Annotated in this window: 26 protein-coding genes and 1 other RNA gene; 22 read left to right on the top strand and 5 right to left on the bottom strand. The window is 62.7% G+C overall.

The window, feature by feature from the left end; genetic code table 11:
- The first annotated feature begins 130 nt into the window (after positions 1–130).
- The 4 genes from rplM (at position 131) to G7016_RS14375 (ending at position 2,303) form a co-directional block, all read left to right on the top strand.
- Positions 131–559: a 50S ribosomal protein L13 gene (gene rplM / locus G7016_RS14390; protein WP_181115400.1), complete on the top strand. Its 429-nt coding sequence runs from the start codon at positions 131–133 to the stop codon at positions 557–559.
- 14 nt (positions 560–573) lie between these two features.
- Complete coding sequence (gene rpsI, locus G7016_RS14385) at positions 574–966, top strand: 30S ribosomal protein S9 (RefSeq protein WP_181115398.1); 393 nt, start codon at positions 574–576, stop codon at positions 964–966.
- Positions 967–1,239: 273 nt separating this feature from the next.
- Positions 1,240–1,857: a glutathione S-transferase N-terminal domain-containing protein gene (locus G7016_RS14380; protein ID WP_181115397.1), complete on the top strand. Its 618-nt coding sequence runs from the start codon at positions 1,240–1,242 to the stop codon at positions 1,855–1,857.
- Between the two features lie 17 nt (positions 1,858–1,874).
- Positions 1,875–2,303 carry a ClpXP protease specificity-enhancing factor gene (locus G7016_RS14375; RefSeq protein ID WP_181115394.1) on the top strand — a complete coding sequence of 143 codons (429 nt, stop codon included), beginning with the start codon at positions 1,875–1,877 and terminating at the stop codon, positions 2,301–2,303.
- Positions 2,304–2,349: 46 nt separating this feature from the next.
- On the opposite strand, the gene G7016_RS14370 is transcribed toward G7016_RS14375, so the two are convergent.
- The 4 genes from G7016_RS14370 to G7016_RS14355 all read right to left on the bottom strand — a co-directional run bounded on the left by G7016_RS14370 (position 2,350) and on the right by G7016_RS14355 (position 5,760).
- Entirely contained in the window at positions 2,350–2,928 is a 579-nt protein-coding gene (locus G7016_RS14370; RefSeq protein WP_181115391.1) for a BON domain-containing protein, read from the bottom strand.
- Complete coding sequence (locus G7016_RS14365; RefSeq protein WP_181115388.1) at positions 2,925–3,518, bottom strand: phosphoheptose isomerase; 594 nt, start codon at positions 3,516–3,518, stop codon at positions 2,925–2,927. The genes G7016_RS14370 and G7016_RS14365 overlap by 4 nt, the downstream gene beginning before the upstream one ends.
- Before the next feature lie 95 nt (positions 3,519–3,613).
- Entirely contained in the window at positions 3,614–3,976 is a 363-nt protein-coding gene (locus tag G7016_RS14360) for a YraN family protein (RefSeq protein WP_181115386.1), read from the bottom strand.
- A gap of 8 nt (positions 3,977–3,984) precedes the next feature.
- On the bottom strand, positions 3,985–5,760 hold the full coding sequence (locus G7016_RS14355) for a penicillin-binding protein activator (RefSeq protein ID WP_181115383.1): 1,776 nt from the start codon (positions 5,758–5,760) through the stop codon (positions 3,985–3,987).
- 149 nt (positions 5,761–5,909) lie between these two features.
- Between G7016_RS14355 and rsmI the strand changes: the two genes are divergently transcribed.
- From rsmI to lpxC, 18 genes are all read left to right on the top strand, one after another.
- Complete coding sequence (rsmI, locus tag G7016_RS14350; RefSeq protein WP_181115380.1) at positions 5,910–6,776, top strand: 16S rRNA (cytidine(1402)-2'-O)-methyltransferase; 867 nt, start codon at positions 5,910–5,912, stop codon at positions 6,774–6,776.
- Between the two features lie 100 nt (positions 6,777–6,876).
- An RNA gene (rnpB, locus tag G7016_RS14345) (RNase P RNA component class A) lies at positions 6,877–7,234 on the top strand.
- Positions 7,235–7,560: 326 nt separating this feature from the next.
- Positions 7,561–8,016 (top strand): division/cell wall cluster transcriptional repressor MraZ, encoded by a 456-nt coding sequence (mraZ, locus tag G7016_RS14340; RefSeq protein ID WP_181115377.1) that lies wholly within the window; start codon positions 7,561–7,563, stop codon positions 8,014–8,016.
- Complete coding sequence (gene rsmH / locus G7016_RS14335) at positions 8,013–8,960, top strand: 16S rRNA (cytosine(1402)-N(4))-methyltransferase RsmH (protein WP_181115375.1); 948 nt, start codon at positions 8,013–8,015, stop codon at positions 8,958–8,960. The genes mraZ and rsmH overlap by 4 nt, the downstream gene beginning before the upstream one ends.
- The gene (ftsL, locus tag G7016_RS14330) at positions 8,957–9,250 is read left to right on the top strand and encodes a cell division protein FtsL (RefSeq protein WP_181115373.1); all 294 of its coding nucleotides are present in this window, start codon (positions 8,957–8,959) and stop codon (positions 9,248–9,250) included. Before rsmH ends, ftsL begins: the two co-directional genes overlap by 4 nt.
- Positions 9,250–10,998 (top strand): peptidoglycan D,D-transpeptidase FtsI family protein, encoded by a 1,749-nt coding sequence (locus tag G7016_RS14325; protein WP_181115750.1) that lies wholly within the window; start codon positions 9,250–9,252, stop codon positions 10,996–10,998. Before ftsL ends, G7016_RS14325 begins: the two co-directional genes overlap by 1 nt.
- Positions 10,998–12,461, top strand: a complete 1,464-nt coding sequence (locus G7016_RS14320) for a UDP-N-acetylmuramoyl-L-alanyl-D-glutamate--2,6-diaminopimelate ligase (protein WP_181115371.1) — start codon at positions 10,998–11,000, stop codon at positions 12,459–12,461. Before G7016_RS14325 ends, G7016_RS14320 begins: the two co-directional genes overlap by 1 nt.
- Positions 12,454–13,821, top strand: a complete 1,368-nt coding sequence (locus G7016_RS14315) for a UDP-N-acetylmuramoyl-tripeptide--D-alanyl-D-alanine ligase (protein ID WP_181115369.1) — start codon at positions 12,454–12,456, stop codon at positions 13,819–13,821. The genes G7016_RS14320 and G7016_RS14315 overlap by 8 nt, the downstream gene beginning before the upstream one ends.
- Positions 13,821–14,903: a phospho-N-acetylmuramoyl-pentapeptide-transferase gene (mraY, locus tag G7016_RS14310; RefSeq protein ID WP_181115367.1), complete on the top strand. Its 1,083-nt coding sequence runs from the start codon at positions 13,821–13,823 to the stop codon at positions 14,901–14,903. Before G7016_RS14315 ends, mraY begins: the two co-directional genes overlap by 1 nt.
- 4 nt (positions 14,904–14,907) lie before the next feature.
- Entirely contained in the window at positions 14,908–16,254 is a 1,347-nt protein-coding gene (murD, locus tag G7016_RS14305) for a UDP-N-acetylmuramoyl-L-alanine--D-glutamate ligase (RefSeq protein WP_181115365.1), read from the top strand.
- Positions 16,251–17,465: a putative lipid II flippase FtsW gene (gene ftsW, locus G7016_RS14300; protein WP_219854502.1), complete on the top strand. Its 1,215-nt coding sequence runs from the start codon at positions 16,251–16,253 to the stop codon at positions 17,463–17,465. Before murD ends, ftsW begins: the two co-directional genes overlap by 4 nt.
- Entirely contained in the window at positions 17,455–18,525 is a 1,071-nt protein-coding gene (gene murG / locus G7016_RS14295) for an undecaprenyldiphospho-muramoylpentapeptide beta-N-acetylglucosaminyltransferase (RefSeq protein ID WP_181115363.1), read from the top strand. Before ftsW ends, murG begins: the two co-directional genes overlap by 11 nt.
- Positions 18,518–19,972, top strand: coding sequence for a UDP-N-acetylmuramate--L-alanine ligase (murC, locus tag G7016_RS14290; protein WP_181115360.1), 1,455 nt, complete (start codon positions 18,518–18,520; stop codon positions 19,970–19,972). The genes murG and murC overlap by 8 nt, the downstream gene beginning before the upstream one ends.
- Positions 19,969–20,928 (top strand): D-alanine--D-alanine ligase, encoded by a 960-nt coding sequence (locus tag G7016_RS14285; RefSeq protein ID WP_181115358.1) that lies wholly within the window; start codon positions 19,969–19,971, stop codon positions 20,926–20,928. Before murC ends, G7016_RS14285 begins: the two co-directional genes overlap by 4 nt.
- Positions 20,929–20,930: 2 nt before the next feature.
- A complete protein-coding gene (locus G7016_RS14280; protein ID WP_181115356.1) occupies positions 20,931–21,797 on the top strand; it encodes a cell division protein FtsQ/DivIB in 867 nt (288 codons plus the stop codon).
- Positions 21,798–21,810: 13 nt separating this feature from the next.
- The gene (gene ftsA, locus G7016_RS14275; protein WP_181115354.1) at positions 21,811–23,070 is read left to right on the top strand and encodes a cell division protein FtsA; all 1,260 of its coding nucleotides are present in this window, start codon (positions 21,811–21,813) and stop codon (positions 23,068–23,070) included.
- 46 nt (positions 23,071–23,116) lie between these two features.
- Entirely contained in the window at positions 23,117–24,310 is a 1,194-nt protein-coding gene (gene ftsZ / locus G7016_RS14270) for a cell division protein FtsZ (RefSeq protein ID WP_181115352.1), read from the top strand.
- 112 nt (positions 24,311–24,422) lie between these two features.
- Positions 24,423–25,334 (top strand): UDP-3-O-acyl-N-acetylglucosamine deacetylase, encoded by a 912-nt coding sequence (gene lpxC, locus G7016_RS14265; RefSeq protein WP_181115350.1) that lies wholly within the window; start codon positions 24,423–24,425, stop codon positions 25,332–25,334.
- A 69-nt stretch (positions 25,335–25,403) separates the two neighbouring features.
- On the opposite strand, the gene G7016_RS14260 is transcribed toward lpxC, so the two are convergent.
- Positions 25,404–25,853, bottom strand: coding sequence for a DUF721 domain-containing protein (locus G7016_RS14260; protein ID WP_181115348.1), 450 nt, complete (start codon positions 25,851–25,853; stop codon positions 25,404–25,406).
- Between the last annotated feature and the right edge of the window lie 249 nt (positions 25,854–26,102).

The following is a 26,102-nucleotide window of genomic DNA, read 5'->3' as shown; positions in this document are numbered from 1 at the left end:
CGAACCCTGACGCGATGACCCGAGCCCCCAAAAGCGTCTGGATGCGGCTGCCTTTGACCTTGTCAAAGCAAGCACTATTCAGTAAGCTCCGCCGTCTATTTTTGTTGGACGGCCCCTGAGGCTATAAAGAATGAAAACTTTTACTGCTAAACCGGAAACAGTAAAGCGCGACTGGTTTGTCGTCGACGCCGCTGGCCAGACCCTGGGTCGTCTGGCTACTGAAATCGCGAGCCGTCTGCGTGGCAAGCACAAGCCTGAATTCACTCCGCACGTTGACACCGGTGACTACATCGTCGTCATCAACGCCGAGCAGGTTCGTGTAACCGGCGCCAAGTCCACGGACAAGGTGTACTACTCCCACTCCGGTTTCCCGGGCGGTATCAAATCGATCACTTTCGACAAGCTGATCGACAAGGCACCTGAGCGCGTGATCGAGACCGCGGTCAAAGGCATGCTGCCGAAGAACCCGCTGGGTCGCGACATGTACCGTAAGCTGAAAGTCTATGCGGGCGCTGTACACCCTCATACTGCTCAGCAGCCCCAAGAACTGAAGATTTAACGGAATAGTTCACTATGTCGGCGACTCAAAATTACGGCACTGGCCGTCGCAAGACCTCTACCGCTCGCGTTTTCCTGCGTCCGGGTACCGGTAACATCTCCATCAACAACCGCACGCTGGATTCCTTCTTCGGTCGTGAAACCGCGCGCATGGTTGTTCGTCAGCCTCTGGAACTGACCGGCACCGTCGAGAAATTCGACGTGTTCGTGACCGTTTCCGGCGGTGGCGTAAGCGGCCAGGCTGGCGCCATCCGTCACGGTATCACCCGTGCCCTGATGGTGTACGACGAAACCCTGCGTGGCGATCTGCGCCGTGCCGGCTTCGTTACCCGCGATGCCCGTGAAGTTGAGCGTAAGAAAGTTGGTCTGCGTAAAGCGCGTAAGCGTCCGCAGTACTCCAAGCGTTAATTCGCTGCTCAAGCTTCAACAAAAAGCCTGGTTCGAAAGAGCCGGGCTTTTTTGTTTTTACCGCTTTTTGCCCTTCCGATGTCGTTCTCGCGCTATGCCACGCCCTGCGCAGTGACCGCGGTCAGCCCCGCTGACAGCAAAATTGTTGTAAGATTCGCAGTTATCGCGCGCCTTGGGGTGTTTCCGTTCGCTGTTGCCTGGCTAGTGCCGGGCCCTGTGCGGGGGAAGTGCCTCGGGCGCGTTCGTTTATCTGTTTCCAGCGAGGAGATCGCCATGGGCGTAACCAACAGGTTGGCCTGCTACTCCGATCCTGCCGACCATTATTCCCATCGCGTGCGTATCGTGTTGGCCGAGAAGGCCGTTACCGTGCAAATCATCGACATTGCCCCGGGGCGCCCGCCGGCGGCGTTGATGGAAGTGAACCCTTACGGCAGCCTTCCCACGCTCGTGGACCGCGATCTGGCGCTGTATGAATCCACCGTAGTGATGGAGTACCTCGACGAGCGCTACCCCCATCCTCCGTTGCTGCCCGCCTACCCGGTGGCTCGCGCCAATGCTCGCCTGCTGATGCACCGTATTCAGCGGGACTGGTGCGGGCATGTGGATCTGCTGCTCGATCCGCGCAGCAAAGAGGCCGCACGGGTCGAGGCGCGCAAGCATCTGCGCGAAAGCCTTACCGGGGTTTCCCCGCTGTTTGCCGAGATGTCCTGCTTCATGAGTGATGAGCAAAGCCTGGTTGACTGCTGTCTATTGCCCATACTCTGGCGGCTCCCGGTGATGGGCGTCGAGTTGCCGCGTGCGGCGAAGCCCTTGCTCGATTACATGGATCGGCAATTTGCTCGAGAAGCGTTCCAGGCCAGCCTCTCGGCTGCCGAACGTGAAATGCGTTAGTTTTAGAGGAGCCCTTGATGAATTCCAGTCGTCCCTATCTGGTCCGCGCCTTGTATGAGTGGATCGTAGATAACGATTGCACGCCCCATATCCTGGTAAATGCCGAGTATCGCGCAGTGCAAGTCCCTGAGGGCTTTGCAACCGATGGTCAGATCGTGCTCAACGTTTCGCCCACTGCGGTGCGTCACCTGCACATGGATAACGAAGCCGTGAGTTTCGAAGGTCGCTTCTCCGGCGTTGCTCATACCCTGTATGTGCCGGTCGGGGCCATCATGGGTATCTATGCGCGCGAGAACGGGCAGGGCATGGTGTTTGACCCTGAAGTGCCTTCGTTGGAGGACGATGAGCTCGACATGGAAGAGGAGGGCCTGGATGGCGACCAGCCGCCGCCTGGCGGTCAGCCGCCTCGCCCAAGCGGGCGGCCCAGCCTGAAAGTGGTGAAATAAAAAAAGGCGACCATCGTGGTCGCCTTTTTTGTACCTGTGAAGCTGATCAGTCGATGTACTCGAACAGCTTCACGATCTTCTGCACCCCGGAAACGCTCTGCACCAGGTTGGTAGCACGGGTCGCTTCCTGTTGGGTTACCAGGCCAAGCAGGTACACGATGCCGTTCTCGGTCACGACCTTGATGCGCGAGCCAGGAATGGTGTTATCCGCAAACATCTGTGTCTTGATCTTGGTGGTCAGTACCGCGTCGTTGCTGCGTGCCAGCAAGGAGGACGGCTGAATGACCTGAAGCTCGTTCTCCACCTTTTTTACCCGCTGTACCGAAGCGGCGGCCTGCTCGGCCATGGCTTTGAGGTCTGCCCGCGGCGTCTGGCCGGCCAGCAGCACCACGCCGTTATAGCTGGTGACCACGATGTGCGAGCCTTGGTCCAGGTCGGGGCTGGCTTTGGCAACGTTGACCGCAACCTTGGTTTCGATCAGCGAGTCGTCGATCTTGCTGCCCAGGGTGCGGGTGCCTCGATCATCATCGATGGGTTTGTCGCGGGTGGCCGTCAGCACGGAGCTGCAGCCGGAGAGGGCAAGGCAAAAGGTGAGGGCCGCAAGGCCGACGCGGGTGGGGCTCATTCTTCACTCCCGAACAGTTGGCTGTCGATCAAATCGCAGAGGCAGTGGATAGCCAGCAAGTGGACTTCCTGGATACGCGCCGTCACCTGTGACGGCACGCGGATTTCGACATCTTCGGGCAGCAACAGCGAGGCCATGCCGCCGCCGTCGCGGCCAGTGAGGGCCACTACCGTCATGTCACGGTCATGCGCCGCCTGGATCGCCTGGATGACGTTGGCAGAATTCCCGCTGGTGGAAATGGCCAGCAGCACATCACCCGCCTGCCCCAGTGCGCGAATCTGCTTGGAGAAGATTTCGTTGTAGCTGTAGTCATTGGCGATGGAGGTGAGCGTGGAGCTGTCGGTTGTGAGCGCAATGGCCGGCAGGCCCGGGCGCTCGCGCTCGAAGCGGTTGAGCATCTCCGACGAGAAATGCTGGGCATCGCCAGCCGAACCGCCATTGCCACAGGCCAACACCTTGCCCTCGCTGAGCATGGCATTGACCATTACCTGGCTGGCCTGCTCGATATGCGGGGCAAGCACTTCCATCGCTTGCTGTTTGGTGTCGATGCTGGCCTGGAAAAGCCGGCGAATCCGGGATTGCATGTCCATCGTTTACCTTAGAAAACCTTGGCCCGCGAAGCGGGAGCGCTACCAGCGAGCTGGCGCGGAACTATCAGAGTGGATCGGCCAGCCGTAAACGGTATTCAACTCGAAAATGCGTCCTTGAGCCAGGTCAGGCCAGGGGCGCTCGGGTCGTTGCCTTCAATGGCGATGATGTCGAAGCGGCACGGGTGATCGGCCCATACAGGCTCTTCGAAGAGGTACCGTTCAGCGGCGTTGATCACGCGCGCCTGTTTGCGGCCGTCAATGCTTCCTAGGGCACCGCCCCATTGGCGGTGCCGGCGATAGCGAACTTCGGCGAATACTACTGTATCGCCATCTAGCATGACCAGATCCAGTTCACCTTCGCGGCAACGCCAGTTGCGCGCCAACAGCCGCAAGCCATGGTCGCTCAGGTGCCGCTCCGCCCAGGCCTCGGCTTGCTTGCCGTGTTCCCCGGGTGGCACCGGATTGTTCACTGGCCGCTGGCCGGCAACCGCTCGACCTTGCCATTGTTGAATTGTGCCCACTGCAGCTGCCGTTCGATGCGCTGGGCGTTATTAAGGCTGAGGCTGCCTGACAGGCCGTCGATGCGGTTGTCAGGCAGCGCCTTGAGCTGGCCCAGGCGTGGCGCAAGTGTGTAGGCATCGGCACCCATGGCGTATAGCCGGCCCAGGCTGCTGTTGGCCTGCGGCCACTGGCGCGCGACCTGTTGGCGCAAGCCATTGCTCGTATCCAGCAGCCAGGGGGTTTCACAGAAACGCACCCCGTTGAGGTCGTTGTACTGCGCCTGGTCCCCACTTGCGCTATAGACGTGCGAGGTGGCATAGACCGGCACGTCACCGGCGTACTGATAGTTGAGCGTAGGCTTTACCTGCTGGGCCTGTTGGGGTGTGGCCGTCATGTAGATGAAGTCGATGTCCTGGCGGCGGGTGCCCTGGCCACCTGTTCCGGTCTGCCGTACCTGCATCAGCTCGCCGATCTGTTGGGCAAGCGCAACAGGCTGATCGATCTGGATGGCAGCCACCAGTGTGCCGCCACTGGCTTGCCAGTCCTGGCGGAACGCGGCCAGCACACGGTCACCGAATTCGCCTTTGGGAACGATGGCTGCGGCGTGTTGCAGGCCATCGGCATGCGCACGCCGGGCCACCTCACGCGCTTCGTCTTCGGCAGCCAGGCCAAATTGGAACAGTTGCGAAGGGCCGGGTTGGTTGCTGTCGCTGTAATTGAGGGCCAGCGTGATGATTGGCAGCTGGGGGCGGCTGCTCAGTTGTTTGACCAGGTTCTTTTCCAGGGGGCCGACCACCATCTGAACGCCGGCCGCCTGCGCCTGGCGATAGAAGTCGTCCATGGACGTTACCCTCGAGCTGTCATAGAACTCGATGGCGGGCGCCGGCTGGCCGGCCTGCAGCGCCTGATAGTGCGCCGCCATGAAGCCATCGCGCAGCGCCCGGGCCACGCCCGCCAGTGGGCCTTGCTGGGGCAGCAGCAGCGCGATACGGTCCAGCGGCTGATTGGTTACGGCCATCAGTTGTTGCAATGGCAGAGGCAGCGTACGGGCCGCCGGATGGCTGGCATGCTGGGCACGCCAGGCTTCAATGGCGGCTTTCTGTTGTTCGAGAGTGCCAGGCGTTTTCACCACCTGGGAAAGGCTGAGCCAGCCCGCCAGGTCATCATTGCCGGCTGGCTGCGCCTGATCGGCGGGCAGGCTGGCTACCAGCTTCCAGATTTCCTCATGGTTCGCGGCGGCCGCATCCCCTTGCAGGGTCGGCGCCATGAAAATACGTTCGCGCGCGGCGGCGAGAACCTGGCCGTCTGCTTCAAGGGCCCGGGCGCGTACGGTCTGGGTACGGATCTGTTGATCGAGGGGAAGCTCGCCCAGGTGTTGCAGGCTGGGATGGCCAAGCGCGGTAACCGCCGCCCTGGGGTCGTTGCGGTTCAGCGCCAGTTCGGCCAGCAACGTGCTGGCGAACACCTGCTGGGCGGGCTTGAGGCGGTTCAGGTCGATGTCGCCGAAGATCTGCGTGGCCTGGGCGTCGTTATGTTGCTCCATTGCCTTGCTGGCGGCTGTGAGCCGCAGGAACGCAGCCTCCTCGGGGGACTGGCTCGCGCTGGCTTGTTGCAGCAGTTCCTCCACGCTGGCGGCAGGCGTTCGCGGCAGTTCGCCAAGGTTCGAGCCAGGCTGGCTGGCGCAGGCCGCGAGTAGCACGGCCATGAATAAGGCGATTAGCGAACGCAGGCAACCGGTCATGTACATCTTCCTGATACGAATCGTTGAACGGGCAATTGTACCCAAGCCCAGTCGCCGGTGCGACGCCACGGCGCGCTGCCCACGGATTCGGCAAAAGCCTGCCGAGGCCGCTACAATGGCCGCTTTCCGGCGTTTCCAAGGTGTGTGCTGTGACCCTCTCAGGCGCGACAGATTCAACTTTCGGCACACTTTATGTGGTCGCCACCCCCATCGGTAATCTCGACGACATGACCCCGCGAGCATTGAATGTGCTCAAGGACGTGGCACTGATCGCCGCTGAAGATACGCGTCACTCCCTGCGCCTGTTACAGCATTTCGGTATCCAGACGCCCTTGGCGGCCTGTCATGAGCACAATGAGCGCGAGGATGGCGGGCGGTTTCTCGGGAAGCTGCAGGCAGGCGAAAGCGTTGCGCTGATTTCCGACGCGGGCACGCCGCTGATTTCCGATCCGGGCTATCACCTGGTACGGCAAGCCCGTGCCGCGGGTGTAAAAGTGGTTCCGGTTCCTGGCGCCTGCGCCGTTATCGCGGCATTGTCCGCCGCCGGGTTGCCGTCGGACCGGTTCATCTTCGAAGGCTTTCTCCCGGCCAGGGCCGCCGCCCGTGCGAGCCGGCTGGAAGCGCTGCGCGAAGAGCCGCGTACGCTGATTTTCTATGAAGCGCCCCATCGTATTCTCGAATCGGTGCAGGCGATGGAAGCCGCCTTCGGCGGTGATCGGCCGGCGGTGCTGGCACGGGAGCTGACCAAAGCCTTCGAAACCCTCAAGGGCCTGCCATTGGCAGAGCTTCGCGCGTTCATCGAGTCAGATTCGAACCAGCAGCGCGGTGAATGCGTAGTGCTGGTGGGTGGCTGGATTGCTCCGGTGGGTGAGGACGCGATCAGTGCCGAAGCGCTACGGGTGCTTGACCTGCTGCTCGCCGAGATGCCGCTGAAGAAGGCCGCTGCCTTGGCTGCGCAGATTACCGGCGTGCGCAAGAACCTGCTTTATCAGGTGGCGCTGGAGCGGCAGGGTTAAGCGAAACGGCGAAAGTCACGGTGCTTGCGCTCCCGGCCCGGGATATAAAGAAGCTTGCGGGCTGGCGCCGGCTCCTGCCGGTCTGTATCCTTGGCGGCGGAGAGTCGGTTGGACAGTCGCTGCCGTTGCATGCTCGCATGCGCGGGGGAGGAAAGTCCGGGCTCCATAGGGCAGAGTGCCAGGTAATGCCTGGGAGGCGTGAGCCTACGGAAAGTGCCACAGAAAATAACCGCCTAAGCGCTTCGGCGCCGGTAAGGGTGAAAAGGTGCGGTAAGAGCGCACCGCGCGTCTGGCAACAGTTCGTGGTCAAGGTAAACCCCACTCGGAGCAAGACCAAATAGGGTTCCATAGGCGTGGCCCGCGCTGGAACCGGGTAGGTTGCTAAAGGTGTTCAGCGATGACCACCGTAGAGGAATGACTGTCCTCGACAGAACCCGGCTTACAGACCGACTCTCCACCTTTTTCCTCCTTCCCCGTTTCGCTTGATACCCCCTCCTGGCTATACCGAAAAAATCTTAATCCTCACAATCTACTTTAAGTATTTGACGTAATCCCCTGCCTCGGATGGGTATTCGCAGTCGATTTTGAGCGCTTTTTCAAGCATTCCACACCATCTGTGTCGTAAATCACCGATATGTAAAGGAAATCACTGACGGCGCGCCTTGACGGTGCAGGGAGGGGGTTCCTATAGTGTGCGCGAGTGGCGGAAAGTGGCAGGAAGTGGGAAATACAGGCGCATAAGGAACAATAGCGCGGCAGGGTCTTTTTTCGGGGAAGCTCAACAGTGTTTCGTGGAGCCAATGCTATCAGTCTCGACGCAAAGGGCCGTCTCGCCATGCCGAGCCGGTACCGTGACGAGCTGAATACGCGCAGCTCCGGCCAGTTGATCATCACCATCGATACTGTCGACCGTTGCCTTAACGTCTATCCACTCGACGAATGGGAAATCATCGAAACCAAGCTCAAGGCGCTGCCCTCGCTACGTGAAGAGGTCAAGCGCCTGCAACGGCTGCTTATTGGCAATGCCGTGGACCTGGAACTCGATTCGAGTGGCCGCTTTCTGGTGCCGCCGCGCTTGCGAGAATACGCCCGCCTGGACAAACGGGCGATGCTGGTAGGCCAGCTGAACAAGTTTCAATTGTGGGACGAAGACACGTGGAATGCAGTTTCCGCGGCGGACCTCGAAGCTATCCAACAACCGGGCGCCATGCCTGACGAATTGCGTGACCTGATCCTGTGACGACTGACAGCAGCTTCAACCACATTACCGTGTTGCTAAACGAGGCGATCGAGGCCTTGGCCGTGCGCGCGGACGGCTGCTATATAGATGGCACCTTCGGCCGTGGCGGGCATAGCCGCTTGTTGCTGCAACAGCTCGGGCGCGATGGCCGATTACTTGGCTTTGACAAGGACCCTCAAGCGATTGCCACGGGGCAAACGCTGGCGGCCGAAGACGGCCGCTTTGTCATTGTGCAGCGCAGTTTTGCGGAAATGGCCGACGAGGCCGAGCGCCTGGGGTTGAAAGGCAAGGTAAGCGGTATCCTGCTCGACCTCGGTGTGTCGTCACCGCAGCTGGACGACCCTACCCGCGGCTTCAGCTTCCTGAACGATGGCCCCCTGGACATGCGCATGGACCCTGACCGTGGCGTCAGCGCCGCGCAGTTCATTGCCCAGGCCCCCGAAGAAGAGATCGCTCGCGTATTCAAGGAGTACGGCGAGGAGCGCTTCGCCCGGCGCATGGCGCGTGCGGTGGTAGAGCGCCGCCAGGTTCAGCCCTTCGAGCGCACCGGTGACCTGGCGCAGGTACTCAAGGACGCCAACCCAGCCTGGGAAAAGAACAAACACCCTGCTACCCGGGCATTCCAGGGCTTGCGGATTCACGTGAACAACGAGCTGGCAGACCTCGAAGCCGGGCTGCGGGCTGCAATGGACCTCCTCGAAATAGGCGGGCGGCTGGCAGTGATCAGCTTCCATTCCCTCGAAGACCGCATCGTCAAACTTTTCCTGCGTCGCCTTGAAAAGGGCGAGGTGGACACGCTGCCGCGCAACCTGCCGGTGCAAGTGCAGCGCTTCGACCCGATCGTACGCACCCTGGGCAAGGCACGCTTTGCTTCAGAGGCTGAGCTCAAAGCCAACCCTCGCTCCCGCAGCGCGGTAATGCGGGTCGCGGAGAAGCTGCGGTGAGCAAGCTCTTCTTCAAGCCTCTGCCAACCGGTAGCTTCCTGATGCTGCTGATGTTCGTCGCTGTTCTGGTGTCGGCTATCGCCGTGGCCTACAGCGCGCACCTGAACCGTACGCTGCTCAATGCCCTGTACACCGAACTCAACGAGCGGGACAAGGCGCAGGCTGAATGGGGGCGGTTGATCCTTGAACAAAGTACCTGGACGGCCCATAGCCGAATCGAGGCACTGGCTACCGAGCAGTTGAAGATGCATGTGCCCGATGCCGCCGACGTGCGCATGGTGGCGCCATGATGAAGCTCGACGGCGCACTCTATCCGTGGCGTTTCCGCGTGGTGCTGGGTTTGCTCGGCATCATGGTGGCGGCGATCAGCTGGCGGATCATCGACCTGCAGGTGGTGGACCGGGACTTCCTCAAGGGCCAGGGCGACGCGCGCAGCATGCGGCATATCCCCATTCCCGCGCACCGTGGCTTGATCACCGATCGCAACGGTGAGCCATTGGCGGTGAGTACGCCGGTCAGCACCCTGTGGGCCAACCCCAAGGAGCTGCAGTTGGCCAAGGACCGTTGGCCCGACCTCGCACGCGCCCTTGGCCAGGATCCCGCCCAGCTGAGCGAGCGCTTCGAAGCGAACGCCAACAAGGAATTCCTCTACCTGGTGCGCGGCCTTACCCCCGAGCAAGGCCAGGCAGTGCTGGACCTCAAGGTACCGGGCGTTTACGGGCTGGAAGAGTTCCGCCGGTTCTATCCGGCCGGCGACGTTACCGCACACATGGTGGGTTTCACCGACCTCGACGACCACGGTCGCGAGGGCGTGGAGCTGGCTTATGACGAATGGCTGGCGGGCGTGGCAGGGCGGCGTCAGGTGATCAAGGACCGCCGCGGGCGGCTGATCCGTGACGTGCAAGTGACCAAGAACGCCAAGGCCGGGAAAACCCTGGCCTTGTCCATCGACCTGCGCCTGCAGTACCTGGCTACCCGCGAGCTGCGCAAGGCCATCACCGACAACCAGGCCAAGGCGGGCAGCCTGGTGATCATGGACGTAAAAACCGGCGAAGTGCTGGCCATGGTCAACATGCCTACCTACAACCCGAACAACCGTCGCACCATGGTCCCGGCGGCCATGCGTAACCGGGCCATCATCGACGTGTTCGAGCCGGGTTCCACCATGAAGCCGCTGTCCATGAGCGCCGCGCTGGAAACCGGCCGCTGGAAGCCCACCGACAAAGTGGATGTGTATCCCGGCTCGTTGCAGATCGGCCGCTACACCATCAAGGACGTGTCCAAGACCGAAGGCCCGGTACTGGACCTGACCGGTATCCTGATCAACTCCAGTAACGTGGGTATGAGCAAGGTCGCGTTCGACGTTGGGGGTGAGAACATCTACCGGGTAATGTCGTCGGTTGGCCTGGGCCAGTACTCGGGGCTTGGTTTCCCCGGTGAACGCGTGGGCAACCTGCCCAACCACCGGGAATGGCACAAGGCCGAAACCGCCACCCTGTCCTACGGCTATGGCCTTTCCGTGACTGCTCTGCAGCTGGTGCATGCCTACGCCACATTGGCCAACCACGGCAAGCTGGTGCCGCTGTCGATCCTGAAGGTCGATAACGAGCCCGAAGGCGCGCAAGTGATCCCGCAGAACGTTGCCGCCACCATTCAAGGCATGTTGCAGCAGGTGATCGAAGCGCCGCGCGGCGTTTACCGGGCGCAGGTGCCTGGCTATCACGTAGCCGGCAAGAGCGGTACCGCGCGCAAGGCTACCATCGGCTCGCGCGGTTATACCGAAAACGCCTATCGCTCCCTCTTCGCAGGCTTCGGCCCGGTGGCCAACCCACGCTATGCGGTGGTGGTGGTGATCGACGAGCCGGGTGCCGGCGGTTACTTCGGCGGCCTGGTATCGGCGCCTGTATTCAGCAAGGTGATGTCCGGCACGCTGCGCTTGATGAACGTGCCGCCAGACAACCTTCCCGCTACTCCGCAACAGCAGGCCAACGCTACGCCCGTAGCCCCGCCTGCGCCCGCCAAAGGACGGCAAGGCTGATGAGCATGCCATTGACCCACCTGTTCCCGGACGCCGGGCATGACCCGTTGATCCGCGAACTGGCCCTCGACAGCCGGGACGTGCGCCCGGGCGACCTGTTCCTGGCCGTGCCGGGTACCCGCGTCGATGGCCGCGAGCATATCGCCGACGCCCTGGCGCGAGGCGCCGCCGCCGTTGCCTATGAAGCGGACGGCGCAAGCGTACTGCCTCTCACCAGCACTCCCTTGATCCCGGTGCGCGGCCTGGCGCGGCAGCTATCCAGTATTGCCGGCCGCTTCTACTCGGACCCAGGCCGCCACCTTCGGCTGGTGGGCGTGACCGGCACCAACGGCAAAACCAGCGTTACCCAGCTGATTGCGCAGGCCCTCGACCACCTGGGGTTGCCTTGCGGGCTGATCGGTACGCTGGGCAGCGGTTTTCATGGTGAGCTGAAAAGCGGCCGCCTGACCACGCCCGATGCAGTGGTTGTGCAAGCCACGCTGTCGGACCTGCGCAAGGCCGGCGCCCGTGCAGTGGCGATGGAAGTCTCCTCTCACGCACTGGAGCAGGGGCGGGTTGCCGCGCTGGATTTCTCCATCGCCGTATTCACCAACCTGTCGCGCGACCATCTCGACTACCACGGGAGCATGCAGGCCTACGCCGAGGCCAAGGCGCGGTTGTTCGCCTGGTCCACGCTCCGTGCACGGGTGATCAACCTGGACGACCCGTTCGGCCAGGACCTGGCTTCCCGCCCCGGCGTATCCCGGGTGATCGGCTATAGCCTGGAAGACCCCACTGCCGCGCTGTATTGCCGCGATGCCCGGTTCGACGACCACGGCGTGAGCGCCACCCTGGTCACCGCGCACGGTACCTTCAGCCTGCGCAGCCGATTGCTGGGCCGCTTCAACCTGAGCAACCTGCTGGCCGCGATTGGCGCGCTGGTGGCGCTGGATTACCCGCTGGATGAAATTCTCAAGGCCGTGCCGCAGCTGCAAGGGCCTCAAGGCCGGGTGCAGCGCCTGGGCGGCGGCGATCGCCCGCTTGTAGTGGTCGACTACGCCCACACGCCAGACGCGCTGGAGAAAGTGCTGCAGGCCCTGCGCCCCCATGCCAGCGGTAACCTGGTGTGCGTATTCGGCTGCGGCGGCGACCGCGACCGTGGCAAGCGCCCGTTGATGGCCCGAGTGGCCGAAGACTTCGCCGACACTGTCATCGTTACCGACGACAACCCCCGTAGCGAAGCACCCGACACTATCTTTGCGGACATTCGCCCCGGTTTCGCCCGGCCCGAGCAGGCCCGGTTCGTGTCTGGCCGTGGCGCCGCCATCGCCCAGGCCATCAGCGAAGCCCGCGCCGGTGATGTAGTGGTGCTTGCAGGCAAGGGCCATGAGGATTACCAGGAAATCCTCGGCGAGCGCCAGCCATTCTCCGATATCCAACAGGCCGAAGCGGCGCTTGCCGCGTGGGAGGCAGACCATGCTTGAGCCTCTGCTCCTCAGCGCTGTGGCCCAGCCCCTTGATGGTCGGCTGGTGGGCGGCGACTGCAGTTTCGACGGCGTGAGCATCGATAGCCGGGCTATCCAGCCCGGGCAGTTGTTCATCGCCCTCACGGGGCCTCGCTTCGACGGCCATGACTACCTTGCGGACGTTGCCGCCAAAGGTGCGGTGGCCGCACTGGTCGAGCGCGAAGTGCCCGGCGTCGGCTTGCCGCAACTGGTGGTTCGCGATTGCCGCGTGGCCCTCGGGGAGCTGGGCGCGCTTAATCGCGCTGCCTTCGAAGGCCCGGTAGCCGCCATTACCGGTTCCAGCGGTAAAACCACCGTAAAAGAGATGCTGGCGGCCATTCTGCGTGTGCGCGGGCCGGCCTTGGCTACCCGTGGCAACCTGAACAACGACCTTGGCGCGCCACTTACCCTGCTGGAGCTGGCACCCGAGCATTGGGCCGCGGCGATCGAGCTGGGCGCGTCGCGCATTGGTGAAATCCGTTACACCGTAGGGCTTACCCGCCCGATGGTCACGCTGATCAACAACGCGGGCACCGCCCACGTTGGCGAGTTCGGCGGGCCGGATAAAATCGTCGAGGCCAAGGGGGAGATCCTCGAAGGCCTGGGCGCCACTGGCGTGGCAGTGCTCAACCTTGACGACAAGGCCTTCCCGATCTGGGCAGCCCGGGCAGGTGCCCGCGCGGTGCTCACCTTCGCGCTGGCCAACCCGGACGCCGACTTCCATGCCGGCCCGGTCACCGCCGATGCCCGCGGCTGCCCGGCGTTCGAGCTGCGCTGCAACGACGGTGTAGAGAGCATTCAGCTGAACCTGCTGGGCGAGCACAACGTGCGCAACGCGCTGGCGGCCGCGGCCGTCGCTCGCGCCATGGGCGCCACGCTGCCGGAAATCGCCCGTGGGCTGAACAGCGTGCAGCCCGTCAAGGGCCGTACTGTCGCGCAGGTTACCGCCTCCGGTACTCGTGTTATTGATGATACATACAACGCAAACCCCTCCTCGGTGAGCGCGGCCGTTGATATACTCGCCGGCTTTTCCGGCCGCACCGTCCTGGTGCTTGGAGATATCGGCGAACTGGGTGACTGGGCTATCGAGGGCCACCGCCAGGTGGGTGCCTACGCTCGGGGCAAGGTCAGTGCGCTGTATGCCGTGGGGCCGCTCATGGCTAACGCCGTCGATGCCTTTGGTGAACACGCCCGCCATTTCGAAACTCAGGCTGATCTGATCCAGGCCCTGGCCGTGGAACAGGTGGCCGACACGACCATTTTAATAAAAGGCTCGCGCAGCGCTGCGATGGAACACGTCGTAGCGGCCCTGTGCGGTGCCAGCGGGGAGACACATTAATGCTGCTGCTGTTGGCCGAATTCCTTCAACAGTTCTACAAGGGCTTCGCGGTCTTCCAGTACCTCACCCTGCGTGGGATTCTGGGCGTACTGACCGCGCTGGTCCTTGCGCTGTGGCTGGGGCCCTGGTTCATTCGTACCCTGCAGATCCGCCAGATCGGCCAGGCTGTACGTAATGACGGTCCGCAATCGCACCTGTCCAAATCCGGCACCCCGACCATGGGCGGCGCGCTGATTCTCTCGGCCATCGGTATCAGCACCTTGCTGTGGGCCGACCTCACCAACCGCTATGTGTGGGTGGTGCTGGTGGTCACGTTCGCCTTCGGTGCGATTGGCTGGGTGGACGACTACCGCAAGGTGATCGAAAAGAACTCCCGCGGCCTTCCAAGCCGCTGGAAGTATTTCTGGCAGTCGGTATTCGGCATCTGCGCCGCAGTGTTCCTGTACACCACCGCCAACAGCCCGATGGAAACCACGCTGATCATCCCGATGCTCAAGGATGCCAGCATCCCGCTGGGTGCCGGCTTCATGGTACTGGCGTACCTGGTGATCGTGGGCTCGAGCAACGCGGTCAACCTTACCGACGGGCTGGATGGCCTGGCAATCATGCCAACGGTCATGGTGGGCGGGGCGCTGGGAATCTTCTGCTACCTCTCGGGGAACGTGAAGTTCGCGGACTACTTGCTGATCCCTTACGTGCCGGGCGCCGGCGAGCTGATCGTATTCTGCGGCGCGCTGATTGGCGCGGGGCTGGGCTTTCTCTGGTTCAACACCTATCCCGCGCAAGTGTTCATGGGCGACGTAGGCGCGCTGGCGTTGGGCGCGGCCCTGGGCACCATTGCGGTGATCGTTCGTCAGGAAATCGTGCTGTTCATCATGGGCGGTGTGTTCGTGATGGAAACCCTTTCAGTGGTGATCCAGGTCGCTTCGTTCAAGCTGACCGGCCGGCGCGTATTCCGCATGGCACCGATCCACCACCATTTCGAACTCAAAGGCTGGCCCGAACCCCGGGTTATCGTGCGCTTCTGGATCATCACGGTGATCCTGGTGCTGATCGGCCTGGCCACGTTGAAGCTGAGGTAGCCCTGTGTCGCTGATCGCTTCCGACCAATTCCGCATCGTTGTCGGCCTCGGCAAGAGCGGCATGTCCCTGGTTCGCTTCCTGGCGAAGCAGGGCGTTGCCTTCGCCGTGGCCGACACGCGCGAGAATCCTCCGGAGCTGGCGACCTTGCAGCGCGATTTCCCTGAAGTGGAAGTACGTTGCGGGGCGCTCGACGCACAGTTCCTCTGCCGCGCCAGCGAGCTGTACGTCAGCCCTGGCCTGGCCGTGGCAACACCCGCGCTGGCTGAAGCGGCAGCCCAAGGGGTGAAGCTGTCCGGGGACATCGATCTCTTCGCCCGCTACGCCAAGGCACCGATCATCGCGATCACCGGCTCCAACGCCAAAAGCACCGTCACCACACTGGTGGGCGAGATGGCACAGGCAGCTGGCAAGCGGGTGGCGGTCGGCGGGAACCTGGGTACGCCCGCGCTGGACCTTCTGGCCGACGACGTCGAGTTGTACGTGCTCGAACTGTCCAGCTTCCAGCTCGAAACCACCCATCAGCTCAATGCCGAAGTGGCCACGGTGCTCAACCTCAGCGAAGACCACATGGATCGCTACAGCGGCATGCCGGCCTACCATCTGGCCAAGCATCGGATCTTCCGCGGCGCTCGGCAGGTGGTGATCAATCGCCAGGACGCGCTTACCCGGCCGCTGCTGCGTGACGACATCAAGGTGGGTTCATTCGGCCTGAATGCCCCTGATTTCAACGCATTCGGCCTGCGCCAGCAGGGTGAAGCCCGCTACCTGGCGTTCGGTCAGGAACTGTTGCTGCCGGTCAGCGAGCTGAAGGTACGCGGCGCCCATAACCAGGCCAACGCCCTGGCGGCGCTGGCACTCGGGCATGCAGCTGGCTTGCCCCTGGCACCGATGCTCGACGCCTTGCGCGCATTCACAGGCCTTGCCCACCGCTGCCAATGGCTGCGCGAGCGCAACGGCGTGGCCTGGTACGACGACTCCAAAGCCACCAACGTGGGCGCCGCCCTGGCTGCGATCGAGGGGCTGGGCAGCGATATCGACGGCAAGCTGGTGCTGGTAGCCGGTGGCGACGGCAAGGGCGCGGATTTTTCAGCCCTGCGTGCTCCGGTAAGCCGCCATTGCCGCGCGGTGGTATTGATTGGGCGGGACGCCGAGCGCGTGGCCACAGCCCTTGATGAACAGGTAATGAAAGTGCGAGTGAGCGACCTCGATGCGGCTGTAGCCCATTGCGCCGAACTGGCCCAGCCAGGCGATGCGGTGTTGCTGTCGCCGGCGTGCGCCAGCCTGGACATGTTCCGTAATTATGAAGAGCGCGGGCGCCTGTTCGCTCAGGCTGTGGAGGCGCTGGCATGATTTTCAACGTGATCAAGCCTTATCCATCGCCGCTCATCAGCAACCGTGGGATCGACATCGACTTTCCCATGCTCGCTGGCTGCCTGGCCCTGCTTGGCCTTGGGCTGGTGATGATCACTTCGGCTTCCTCCGAAGTGGCAGCGGCCCAGAGCGGCAATGCGCTGTACAACATGATTCGCCACTTGATCTATCTGGTACTGGGCCTGGGTGCCTGCGGCGTGACCCTGCTGATTCCTATCGCCACCTGGCAGCGTATGGGCTGGATGCTGCTTGTGGCGGCGTTCGGCTTGCTGTTCCTGGTGATTGTGCCCGGGGTGGGCCGCGAGGTGAACGGCTCCATGCGCTGGATCGGCTTCGGTGCGTTCAACGTGCAGCCGTCGGAGCTGGCCAAGGTGTTCGTGGTGATCTTCCTGTCCGGCTACCTGGTACGTCGTCAGCAGGAAGTGCGCGAAAGCTGGATGGGCTTTTTCAAGCCGTTCATCGTGCTGCTACCCATGGCTGGCCTGTTGCTGATGGAGCCCGACTTCGGCGCTACCGTCGTGATGATGGGTGCAGCGGCCGCGATGCTGTTCCTGGGCGGGGTAGGGCTGTTCCGCTTTGCACTGATGGTGGTGCTGGCAGTGGCGGCCGTGTTCGTTCTGGTGCAGGCGCAGCCTTACCGTATGGCGCGGCTTATCACCTTCACCGACCCCTGGGCAGACCAGTTCGGCTCCGGCTACCAGCTTACCCAGGCCTTGATCGCCTTCGGCCGCGGCGAGTGGTTCGGGGTTGGCCTGGGCAACAGCGTGCAGAAGCAATTCTACCTGCCCGAAGCGCATACCGACTTCGTGTTCTCGGTGCTGGCTGAAGAGCTGGGTGTGGTGGGCTCGCTGTGCACGGTGGCGCTGTTCGTGTTCGTGTGTATCCGGGGCATGTACATCGGCCTGTGGGCAGAAAAATCCAAGCAGTTCTTCGCCGCCTACATGGCCTACGGCCTGTCGTTCCTGTGGATAGGCCAGTTCCTGATCAACATCGGCGTGAACGTGGGCCTGCTGCCTACCAAGGGCCTTACCTTGCCGTTCCTCAGCTACGGTGGCAGCTCGCTGGTGATCTGCTGCGCCTGTCTCGGGCTGCTGCTGCGCATCGAATGGGAGAGCCGCACGCACCTGGGCAGCGAAGAGGTGGAATTCACCGAGAAGGACTTCGCCGAGGAGCCCTACCATGGCCGGTAACGTGCTGATCATGGCAGGCGGCACCGGGGGGCATGTGTTCCCCGCGTTGGCCTGCGCGAAGGAGTTCCAGGCCCGGGGCTACACCGTGCACTGGCTGGGCACGCCACGCGGCATCGAGAACGACCTCGTGCCAGCGGCGGGCATCACCTTGCATACCATCCAGGCAAGCGGCCTGCGCGGCAAAGGCCGGCTGGCCCTGCTGAAAGCGCCGCTGATGCTGGTGAAATCCGTGCTGCAGGCGCGGTCGATCATCAAGCGCTTGCGGCCGGTGTGTGTGGTGGGCTTCGGCGGCTACGTAACAGGCCCCGGCGGCTTGGCTGCGCGGCTGAGCGGCGTGCCGATCGTGGTGCACGAACAGAACGCCGTGGCCGGTACCGCCAATCGGCTGCTGCTGCCGTTGGCTACCCGAGTCTGCGAAGCTTTCCCACAGACCTTCGCCGCGTCCGCCAAATGCCTTACCACCGGCAACCCGGTGCGCAGCGAGTTGTTCCTGGCCACGCCTCGCCAACCCCTGCCGGGCCGCCGCGCCCGCCTGCTGGTGATGGGTGGCAGCCTGGGCGCCGAACCGCTCAACAAGCTGGTACCCCTGGCCTTGGCCAGCCTGCCCGAGGCCCATCGCCCGGAAGTGTTCCACCAGGCTGGCAAGCAACACGATGGCCCTACCGCCGAACGCTACAAGGCCGCTGGGGTAGAGGCTCAGGTCGCGCCGTTCATTGCCGACATGGCGCAGGCCTATGCCTGGGCAGACCTCGTGATCTGCCGAGCCGGCGCACTGACCGTGAGCGAACTTGCCGCCGCAGGCCTGCCCTCGTTGCTGGTGCCGCTGCCTCACGCCATTGACGACCACCAGAGCCGCAATGCCGAATTTCTGGCCCGCGAAGGCGCTGCTTTCGTCATGCCGCAAGCAACAACCGGCGCCGCTGAACTGGCCGCGCGCCTTGAAGAGGTTTTGATGCAACCCCACAAACTCGTGACCATGGCCGAGACCGCCCGCCGCTTGGCCAAACCCGATGCCACCCGCAGCGTCGTCGATGCTTGCCTGGAGGTGGCTCATGGTTGAAAGCCAACGCGCCATGCCGCAACCGGAAATGCGCCGCATCCGTCGTATCCACTTTGTGGGTATCGGTGGCGTGGGCATGTGCGGTATTGCTGAAGTGCTGCTGAACCTGGGGTATCAGGTGTCCGGCTCGGATCTCAAAGCCTCCGGTGTGACCGAGCGCTTGCGTGCCTTCGGCGCCGAAGTGTTCATCGGCCACCGCGCCGAAAACGCCGCCCGTGCCGACGTGCTGGTGGTGTCCAGCGCCGTCAACGTCAGCAACCCGGAAGTTGCCACTGCTCTGGAGCGTCGCATTCCCGTGGTACGCCGCGCCGAAATGCTCGCCGAGTTGATGCGCTACCGCCATGGCATCGCCGTGGCCGGCACCCATGGCAAAACCACCACCACCAGCCTGCTTGCCTCGGTATTCGCCGCCGCTGGCCTGGACCCGACCTTCGTGATCGGTGGGCGCCTGAATGCCGCGGGCACCAATGCCCAGCTGGGCAGCAGCCGCTACCTCATCGCCGAAGCGGACGAAAGCGATGCAAGCTTCCTGCACTTGCAGCCGTTGGTGGCCGTGGTCACCAACATCGATGCCGATCACATGGAAACCTACGAAGGCGACTTCAACAAGCTGAAGAAAACCTTCGTCGAGTTCCTTCACAACCTGCCGTTCTACGGTTTGGCGGTGGTGTGCCTGGACGACGCCGTGGTGCGCGAGATTCTTGCGCAGGTAGCTCGCCCCGTCGTCACGTATGGCGTACACGATGCCGCCGACGTGCGTGCGATCAACATCCGCCAGGCTGGCATGCAAACCTACTTCACCGTATTGCGCCGCGACCGCGAGCCGCTGGACGTGTCGGTGAATATGCCGGGCAATCACAACGTATTGAATGCCTTGGCCACCATCGCCATTGCAACCGACGAAGGCATCAGCGACGACGCCATCGTGCGTGGGCTCTCGTGCTTCCAGGGCGTGGGTCGTCGCTTCCAGGTATACGGCGAGCTGCCGGTAGACGGTGGTTCGGTGATGCTGGTGGACGACTACGGCCATCACCCGCGTGAAGTGTCTGCAGTGATCCAGGCCGTGCGCGGTGGCTGGCCGGAGCGCCGCCTGGTCATGCTTTACCAGCCGCACCGTTATAGCCGCACCCGTGACCTCTACGATGATTTCGTGCAGGTACTGGCCGATGCCAACGTGTTGATGCTGATGGAAGTGTACCCGGCGGGCGAAGAGCCGATCCCGGGCGCGGACAGCCGCCAGCTGTGCCGCAGCATCCGCCAGCGCGGCCAGCTGGACCCGATCTACGTGGAACGCGGCACCGACATCGCGCCGGTGGTCAAGCCACTGCTGCGCCCGGGCGACATCCTGCTGTGCCAGGGTGCCGGTGACGTCGGCGCCATCGCCCCTCAATTATTGAAAAGTCCGCTGTTTGCCGGTGCAGTAGCCACCCCGGGGAAAAGCCAATGAACGCCCGCGCGTATGAAAGCCTGAAGTCCAACGTTGCGCCGAGTGACTTCGGGCGCGTCGCTGTGTTGTACGGTGGCACCAGTGCCGAGCGGGAGGTATCGCTCAAGTCCGGCGCGCAGGTGCTGGGTGCATTGCAGGCCGCGGGCGTGAATGCGTTCGGTATCGACGTAGGCCCGGACCTCCTGCAGATCCTGCTCCGGGAGAAGATCGACCGCGCGTTCATCATCCTCCATGGCCGCGGCGGCGAAGACGGCAGCATGCAAGGGCTGCTGGAGTGCCTGAACATCCCGTATACCGGCAGTGGCATCCTTGCCTCCGCCTTGGCGATGGACAAGCTGCGCACCAAACAGGTTTGGCAAAGCCAGGGTATTTCCACGCCTCGCCATGCCGTACTGGCCAGCGAAGAAGATTGTGTGAACGCCGTCACGGAACTGGGGCTGCCTTTGATCGTCAAACCCGCCCATGAAGGTTCAAGTATCGGCATGGCGAAGGTGACCAGCAGCAACGAACTGGTCAGTGCCTGGAAAGACGCCAGCGCCTATGACTCGCAAGTATTGGTTGAACAGTGGATCGACGGCCCGGAGTTTACCGTGGCCGTACTGCGTGATCAGGTATTGCCTGCAATCGCCCTCGGCACCCCGCACACGTTCTACGACTACGACGCCAAGTACCTGGCCAATGACACCCAGTACCGCATCCCTTGTGGGCTTTCGCCCGAGAAGGAAGAGGAACTGATGGAATTGAGCCAGCGCGCCTGCGCGGCCATCGGAATCAGCGGCTGGGGCCGCGTGGACGTGATGCAGGACGCCAACGGTACGTTCTGGTTGCTGGAAGTGAACACCGCCCCGGGCATGACCGATCACAGCCTGGTACCTATGGCGGCACGCGCCGCCGGGTTGGACTTCCAGCAGCTGGTGCTGTCCATCCTCACCGACTCACTGCAGGCGAGGGGCTGATCATGCGCGGCGCGTCCCTTCGTCATCAGCAGCCCATGCCCGCTCGCAAGGCGCCGCCCCGCGGTGCCAGCCGCATGGTGGCCAAAGAGCCGGTATCGGTGCGCTTGCCGCGTGCCAGCGGCGGGTTTTTCAAGCGGCTCCTGTGGCCGTTGCTGTTGCTCGCCCTGGCGGCGGGTACTTACGAAGGCGCGCAGCGCGCCATGCCTTATCTGGACCGGCCGGTCTCGAAGATCAATGTGCAGGGCGACCTCAGCTACGTGAGCCAGCAGGCCGTGCAGCAGCGGATCGCCCCCTACGCCAATGCGCGCTTTTTCAGCATTGACCTCACGAGCATGCGCACCGAACTGGAGCAGATGCCCTGGATCGCGCACGCCGAGGTGCGCCGCGTATGGCCCGACCAGGTGGTGATCCGCCTTGAAGAACAACTGCCGGTTGCTCGCTGGGGCGAGGGGCAACTGCTGAATAATCAGGGCCAGGCGTTCGCACCGCGCGAGCTGGCCAATTATGAGCACCTGCCGCAGCTCTTTGGCCCGCAGCGTGCTCAGCAACAGGTCATGCAGCAGTATCAAGTGCTCAGCCAGATGCTTCGGCCTCTTGGTTTCTCCATAGCACGGCTTGAATTGCGTGAGCGCGGCAGCTGGTTCCTGACCACCGGCGCAGGAAGCGCCGGGCCAGGGCTCGATTTGCTGCTGGGGCGTGATCATCTGGTGGAAAAGCTGCGCCGGTTCATCGCCATCTACGACAAGACCCTAAAAGACCAGATCACGAATATCGCCCGCGTCGATCTGCGCTATGCCAACGGCCTGGCCGTGGGTTGGCGTGACCCGAACGCGGCGGCGCCAGCGGTACCGACCGTGGCGAAGAATTGACAAGAGGCAGGACATGGCAAACGCGCAAAGCGGCAAAATGATCGTCGGGCTGGATATCGGCACCTCCAAGGTGGTGGCGCTGGTAGGCGAAGTCGCGGCCGATGGCACCCTGGAGATCGTCGGGATCGGCACGCACCCGTCCCGCGGGCTGAAGAAAGGCGTGGTGGTGAACATCGAGTCCACCGTGCAGTCGATCCAGCGCGCGGTGGAGGAAGCCCAGCTCATGGCGGGCTGCCGTATTCACTCCGCCTTCGTGGGCGTGGCGGGCAATCACATTCGTAGCCTCAACTCCCACGGTATCGTGGCTATCCGCGACCGTGAAGTCAGCACCGCCGACTTGGAGCGCGTGCTCGATGCCGCCCAGGCGGTCGCGATCCCGGCAGACCAGCGCGTGCTGCACACCCTGCCGCAAGACTACGTGATCGACAACCAGGAAGGCGTGCGCGAGCCGCTGGGTATGTCGGGCGTCCGCCTGGAAGCCAAGGTGCACGTGGTGACCTGTGCCGTGAACGCCGCGCAGAACATCGAGAAGTGCGTGCGCCGCTGTGGCCTGGAAATCGACGACATCATCCTCGAGCAACTGGCGTCGGCCTATTCAGTGCTCACGGATGACGAAAAGGAGCTGGGCGTTTGCCTGGTGGACATCGGCGGCGGGACTACCGACATCGCCATCTTTACCGAAGGCGCCATTCGCCATACCGCGGTCATCCCCATCGCAGGTGACCAGGTCACCAACGACATCGCCATGGCCCTGCGCACGCCCACCCAGTACGCCGAGGAAATCAAGATCCGTTACGCCTGCTGCCTGGCCAAGCTGGCCGGTGCTGGCGAAACGATCAAGGTGCCGAGTGTGGGTGATCGCCCACCACGTGAGCTGTCGCGTCAGGCGCTGGCCGAGGTGGTCGAGCCGCGCTACGACGAACTTTTCACATTGATTCAGGCGGAATTGCGACGCAGCGGCTACGAAGACCTGATCCCGGCCGGGATCGTGTTGACCGGCGGCACCGCCAAGATGGAAGGCGCGGTAGAGCTGGCTGAAGAAATTTTCCACATGCCGGTGCGCCTCGGCGTACCGCATACGGTTCGGGGGCTGGAAGACGTCATCCGCAACCCGATCTATTCGACAGGCGTGGGTCTGCTGACCTACGGCCTGCAGAAGCAATCCGAAGGCGTGACCTTGACCGGCCTTACTGGCCGCGACAGCAGCTACGGCGACGAGCCCAAGGCGCCGGTACTTGAACGCTTCAAGCGGTGGGTTCAGGGCAATTTCTGATAACGGCAGTAGGCGAAAAAAACTAGAGAATTGAAGGAGAGGGAACATGTTCGAGCTGGTAGACAACATCCCGCAAAGCCCGGTCATCAAGGTGATCGGAGTCGGTGGCGGTGGCGGTAACGCCGTCAATCACATGGTTAAAAGCAACATCGAAGGCGTCGAGTTCATCTGTGCGAACACCGACGCCCAGGCGCTGAAAAACATTGGCGCGCGCACCATCCTGCAACTGGGCACCGGCGTGACCAAGGGCCTGGGTGCGGGTGCCAACCCGGAAGTCGGCCGTCAGGCCGCCATGGAAGACCGCGAGCGCATCGCCGAAGTGCTGCAAGGCACCAACATGGTGTTCATCACCACGGGCATGGGTGGCGGTACCGGTACCGGCGCGGCGCCGATCATTGCCGAAGTAGCCAAGGAAATGGGCATCCTGACCGTGGCGGTCGTGACTCGTCCGTTCCCGTTCGAAGGCCGCAAGCGCATGCAGATCGCCGACGAAGGCATCCGCGCGCTGGCTGACAGCGTTGACTCGCTGATCACCATCCCGAACGAAAAACTGCTCACCATCCTGGGCAAGGATGCCAGCCTGCTGTCTGCCTTTGCCAAGGCGGACGACGTACTGGCAGGTGCCGTTCGCGGTATCTCCGACATCATCAAGCGCCCAGGCATGATCAACGTCGACTTCGCCGACGTGCGCACCGTGATGAGCGAAATGGGCATGGCGATGATGGGTACTGGTTGCGCCAGCGGCCCGAATCGCGCCCGTGAAGCTACCGAGGCAGCCATTCGCAACCCGCTGCTCGAAGACGTCAACCTGCAGGGTGCTCGCGGCATTCTCGTGAACATCACCGCTGGCCCGGACCTGTCGCTGGGTGAATACTCCGATGTGGGTAGCATCATCGAAGCCTTCGCCTCCGACCACGCCATGGTCAAGGTGGGCACCGTGATCGATCCGGACATGCGCGACGAGTTGCACGTGACCGTGGTCGCCACTGGCCTTGGCGCCAAGATCGAGAAGCCTGTGAAGGTCATCGACAACGGCCTGCAAAACGCAGTCGCTCAGCAAACCCCGGCGCCTGCCCCGGTTCGCCACGAGCAAGCTGCGGTCAACTATCGCGACCTGGAGCGCCCGACGGTAATGCGTAACCAGGCTCACGCCGGTGCCGCCGCTGCTGCCAAGCTCAACCCGAACGACGACCTGGACTACCTGGACATCCCGGCATTCCTGCGTCGCCAGGCCGATTAATGGAATTTATCAGGGGTATAAGGGTGATTGGTGTTCAGCAAAGGCCGGGTCTGCTATTATCGCCAGCCTTTGTTGATACCAGTTCGCAACTTGCGCTGAAGCGGCCACTGCCATGATTAAACAACGCACCCTGAAGAACATCATCCGTGCCACCGGTGTCGGTCTGCATTCCGGGGAAAAGGTCTACCTTACCCTCAAGCCCGCGCCGGTGGATGCCGGTATCGTGTTCTGCCGTACCGATCTGGACCCAGTGGTCCAGATTCCCGCGCGTGCGGAAAACGTCGGTGAAACCACCATGTCCACCACCCTTATCCAGGGGGACATCAAGGTAGACACCGTGGAGCATTTGCTTTCGGCCATGGCCGGCCTGGGGATCGATAACGCCTACGTCGAACTCTCCGCGTCGGAAGTGCCGATCATGGATGGCAGCGCCGGTCCCTTCGTATTCCTGATTCAATCGGCTGGCCTGGAAGAACAGGACGCGCCGAAGAAATTCATCCGCATCCTTCGTGAGGTATCGGTGGAGGACGGCGACAAGCGCGCCACCTTCCTGCCTTTCGACGGGTTCAAGGTGAGTTTCGAGATCGATTTCGATCACCCGGTATTCAAGGATCGCACCCAGAGTGCCACTGTGGACTTCTCCAGCACCTCTTTCGTCAAGGAAGTGAGCCGGGCCCGCACGTTTGGCTTCATGAGCGACATCGAATACCTGCGCAAGCACAACCTGGCGCTCGGTGGCAGCGTGGAGAACGCCATCGTCGTCGACAAGGAAGGCGTACTGAACGAAGACGGTCTTCGCTATGAAGACGAATTCGTCAAGCACAAGATCCTCGACGCTATTGGCGATCTGTACCTGCTGGGCAACAGCCTGATCGGTGAGTTCCGCGGCTTCAAGTCAGGGCACGCCCTGAACAACCGGCTGCTGCGCAAGCTCATCGAACAGAAGGACGCATGGGAAGTGGTGACCTTCGAAGACGCGAGTACCGCGCCGATCTCCTACATGCGCCCGGTTGCGGCGGTTTAAGCTCGAACCTTTTCTCTCTGTTGTTTGAGGCCACCTTAGGGTGGCCTTTTTTATTGGGGGCCGGTTCGATTATTTGCGCCGGTGGCTGGCCAGCCGTTCCAGCGCCGCCCGCAGGTTGGGGTCGGTAATGCCTTCAGCCGTGGCCTGCAGGTTGTCCGCAGCGCTATCGGAGAGGTCCAGCCCTGGCCCTGTCGCGCGTTTTGGCCCAACGCTGGGTTGTACCTTGAACAGGATTCGGGTGAGCCCGGCAAATTCAGGCAAACCCTGTAAACCTTGCTGCAAGCGCCGCTGCTGGTAACGCAAACGCGTGGCCCAATGCCCGTCGGTAACCACCAGCAGCAAGCTACCCTCGCGCCAGGCGGCCACGTGGCAGTGCTCGCGAGCGGCGGGCTGAAGCTGGGTATCGAGCAGGCGCTTGATCGTGGCCAGGCGCTGGGCCTGGCTAAGCAAGGCCTTGAGCGGCCGGGCCTCGCGCAGCAGGACGGCGGGCGGGCGCGCCGGGTGAGGACGGAATGCCATGGAACGGGTTTCCTCCGGTGGGCCAGCATGGTAACAGATGGACACAAGCACGAAACCTCACGGTTTTGCCATGACGTTTGCTTCAGGCGCTTGAAGTTGAAAAAAAAGGCCTTATTGTAAACCCGCCCCGTAAAAGCGCTGTGCCAGCATGTGGCGTCGCCACTTTCCTCTCCATCGTTTCCGGGTAGAATGCTCGTTCGCATGCGGCCATGAGGGCTGCACGGGCGACTCCTTGGGGCCGCCCTCCAT

The sequence above is a fragment of the Pseudomonas japonica genome (assembly GCF_013522925.1).
GTDB classification, from domain to species: Bacteria; Pseudomonadota; Gammaproteobacteria; order Pseudomonadales; family Pseudomonadaceae; genus Aquipseudomonas; species Aquipseudomonas japonica_A.
The sequence above is the reverse complement of the archived record's forward strand: the minus strand, read 5'-3'. Positions and strand labels throughout refer to the sequence as shown.

Excerpts from the sequence above, each read along its gene's own strand:
- murG (WP_181115363.1), top strand. The coding sequence starts at position 17,455 with ATGGCCGGTAACGTGCTGATCATGGCAGGCGGCACCGGGGGGCATGTG.
- G7016_RS14320 (WP_181115371.1), top strand. The coding sequence starts at position 10,998 with ATGAGCATGCCATTGACCCACCTGTTCCCGGACGCCGGGCATGACCCG.
- G7016_RS14280 (WP_181115356.1), top strand. The coding sequence starts at position 20,931 with ATGCGCGGCGCGTCCCTTCGTCATCAGCAGCCCATGCCCGCTCGCAAG.
- G7016_RS14355 (WP_181115383.1), bottom strand. The coding sequence starts at position 5,760 with ATGACCGGTTGCCTGCGTTCGCTAATCGCCTTATTCATGGCCGTGCTA.
- G7016_RS14365 (WP_181115388.1), bottom strand. The coding sequence starts at position 3,518 with ATGGACATGCAATCCCGGATTCGCCGGCTTTTCCAGGCCAGCATCGAC.
- lpxC (WP_181115350.1), top strand. The coding sequence starts at position 24,423 with ATGATTAAACAACGCACCCTGAAGAACATCATCCGTGCCACCGGTGTC.
- rplM (WP_181115400.1), top strand. The coding sequence starts at position 131 with ATGAAAACTTTTACTGCTAAACCGGAAACAGTAAAGCGCGACTGGTTT.
- G7016_RS14285 (WP_181115358.1), top strand. The coding sequence starts at position 19,969 with ATGAACGCCCGCGCGTATGAAAGCCTGAAGTCCAACGTTGCGCCGAGT.
- murC (WP_181115360.1), top strand. The coding sequence starts at position 18,518 with ATGGTTGAAAGCCAACGCGCCATGCCGCAACCGGAAATGCGCCGCATC.
- ftsZ (WP_181115352.1), top strand. The coding sequence starts at position 23,117 with ATGTTCGAGCTGGTAGACAACATCCCGCAAAGCCCGGTCATCAAGGTG.
- ftsW (WP_219854502.1), top strand. The coding sequence starts at position 16,251 with ATGATTTTCAACGTGATCAAGCCTTATCCATCGCCGCTCATCAGCAAC.
- G7016_RS14380 (WP_181115397.1), top strand. The coding sequence starts at position 1,240 with ATGGGCGTAACCAACAGGTTGGCCTGCTACTCCGATCCTGCCGACCAT.
- mraY (WP_181115367.1), top strand. The coding sequence starts at position 13,821 with ATGCTGCTGCTGTTGGCCGAATTCCTTCAACAGTTCTACAAGGGCTTC.
- G7016_RS14370 (WP_181115391.1), bottom strand. The coding sequence starts at position 2,928 with ATGAGCCCCACCCGCGTCGGCCTTGCGGCCCTCACCTTTTGCCTTGCC.
- G7016_RS14260 (WP_181115348.1), bottom strand. The coding sequence starts at position 25,853 with ATGGCATTCCGTCCTCACCCGGCGCGCCCGCCCGCCGTCCTGCTGCGC.
- G7016_RS14375 (WP_181115394.1), top strand. The coding sequence starts at position 1,875 with ATGAATTCCAGTCGTCCCTATCTGGTCCGCGCCTTGTATGAGTGGATC.
- rpsI (WP_181115398.1), top strand. The coding sequence starts at position 574 with ATGTCGGCGACTCAAAATTACGGCACTGGCCGTCGCAAGACCTCTACC.
- G7016_RS14315 (WP_181115369.1), top strand. The coding sequence starts at position 12,454 with ATGCTTGAGCCTCTGCTCCTCAGCGCTGTGGCCCAGCCCCTTGATGGT.
- ftsA (WP_181115354.1), top strand. The coding sequence starts at position 21,811 with ATGGCAAACGCGCAAAGCGGCAAAATGATCGTCGGGCTGGATATCGGC.
- G7016_RS14325 (WP_181115750.1), top strand. The coding sequence starts at position 9,250 with ATGAAGCTCGACGGCGCACTCTATCCGTGGCGTTTCCGCGTGGTGCTG.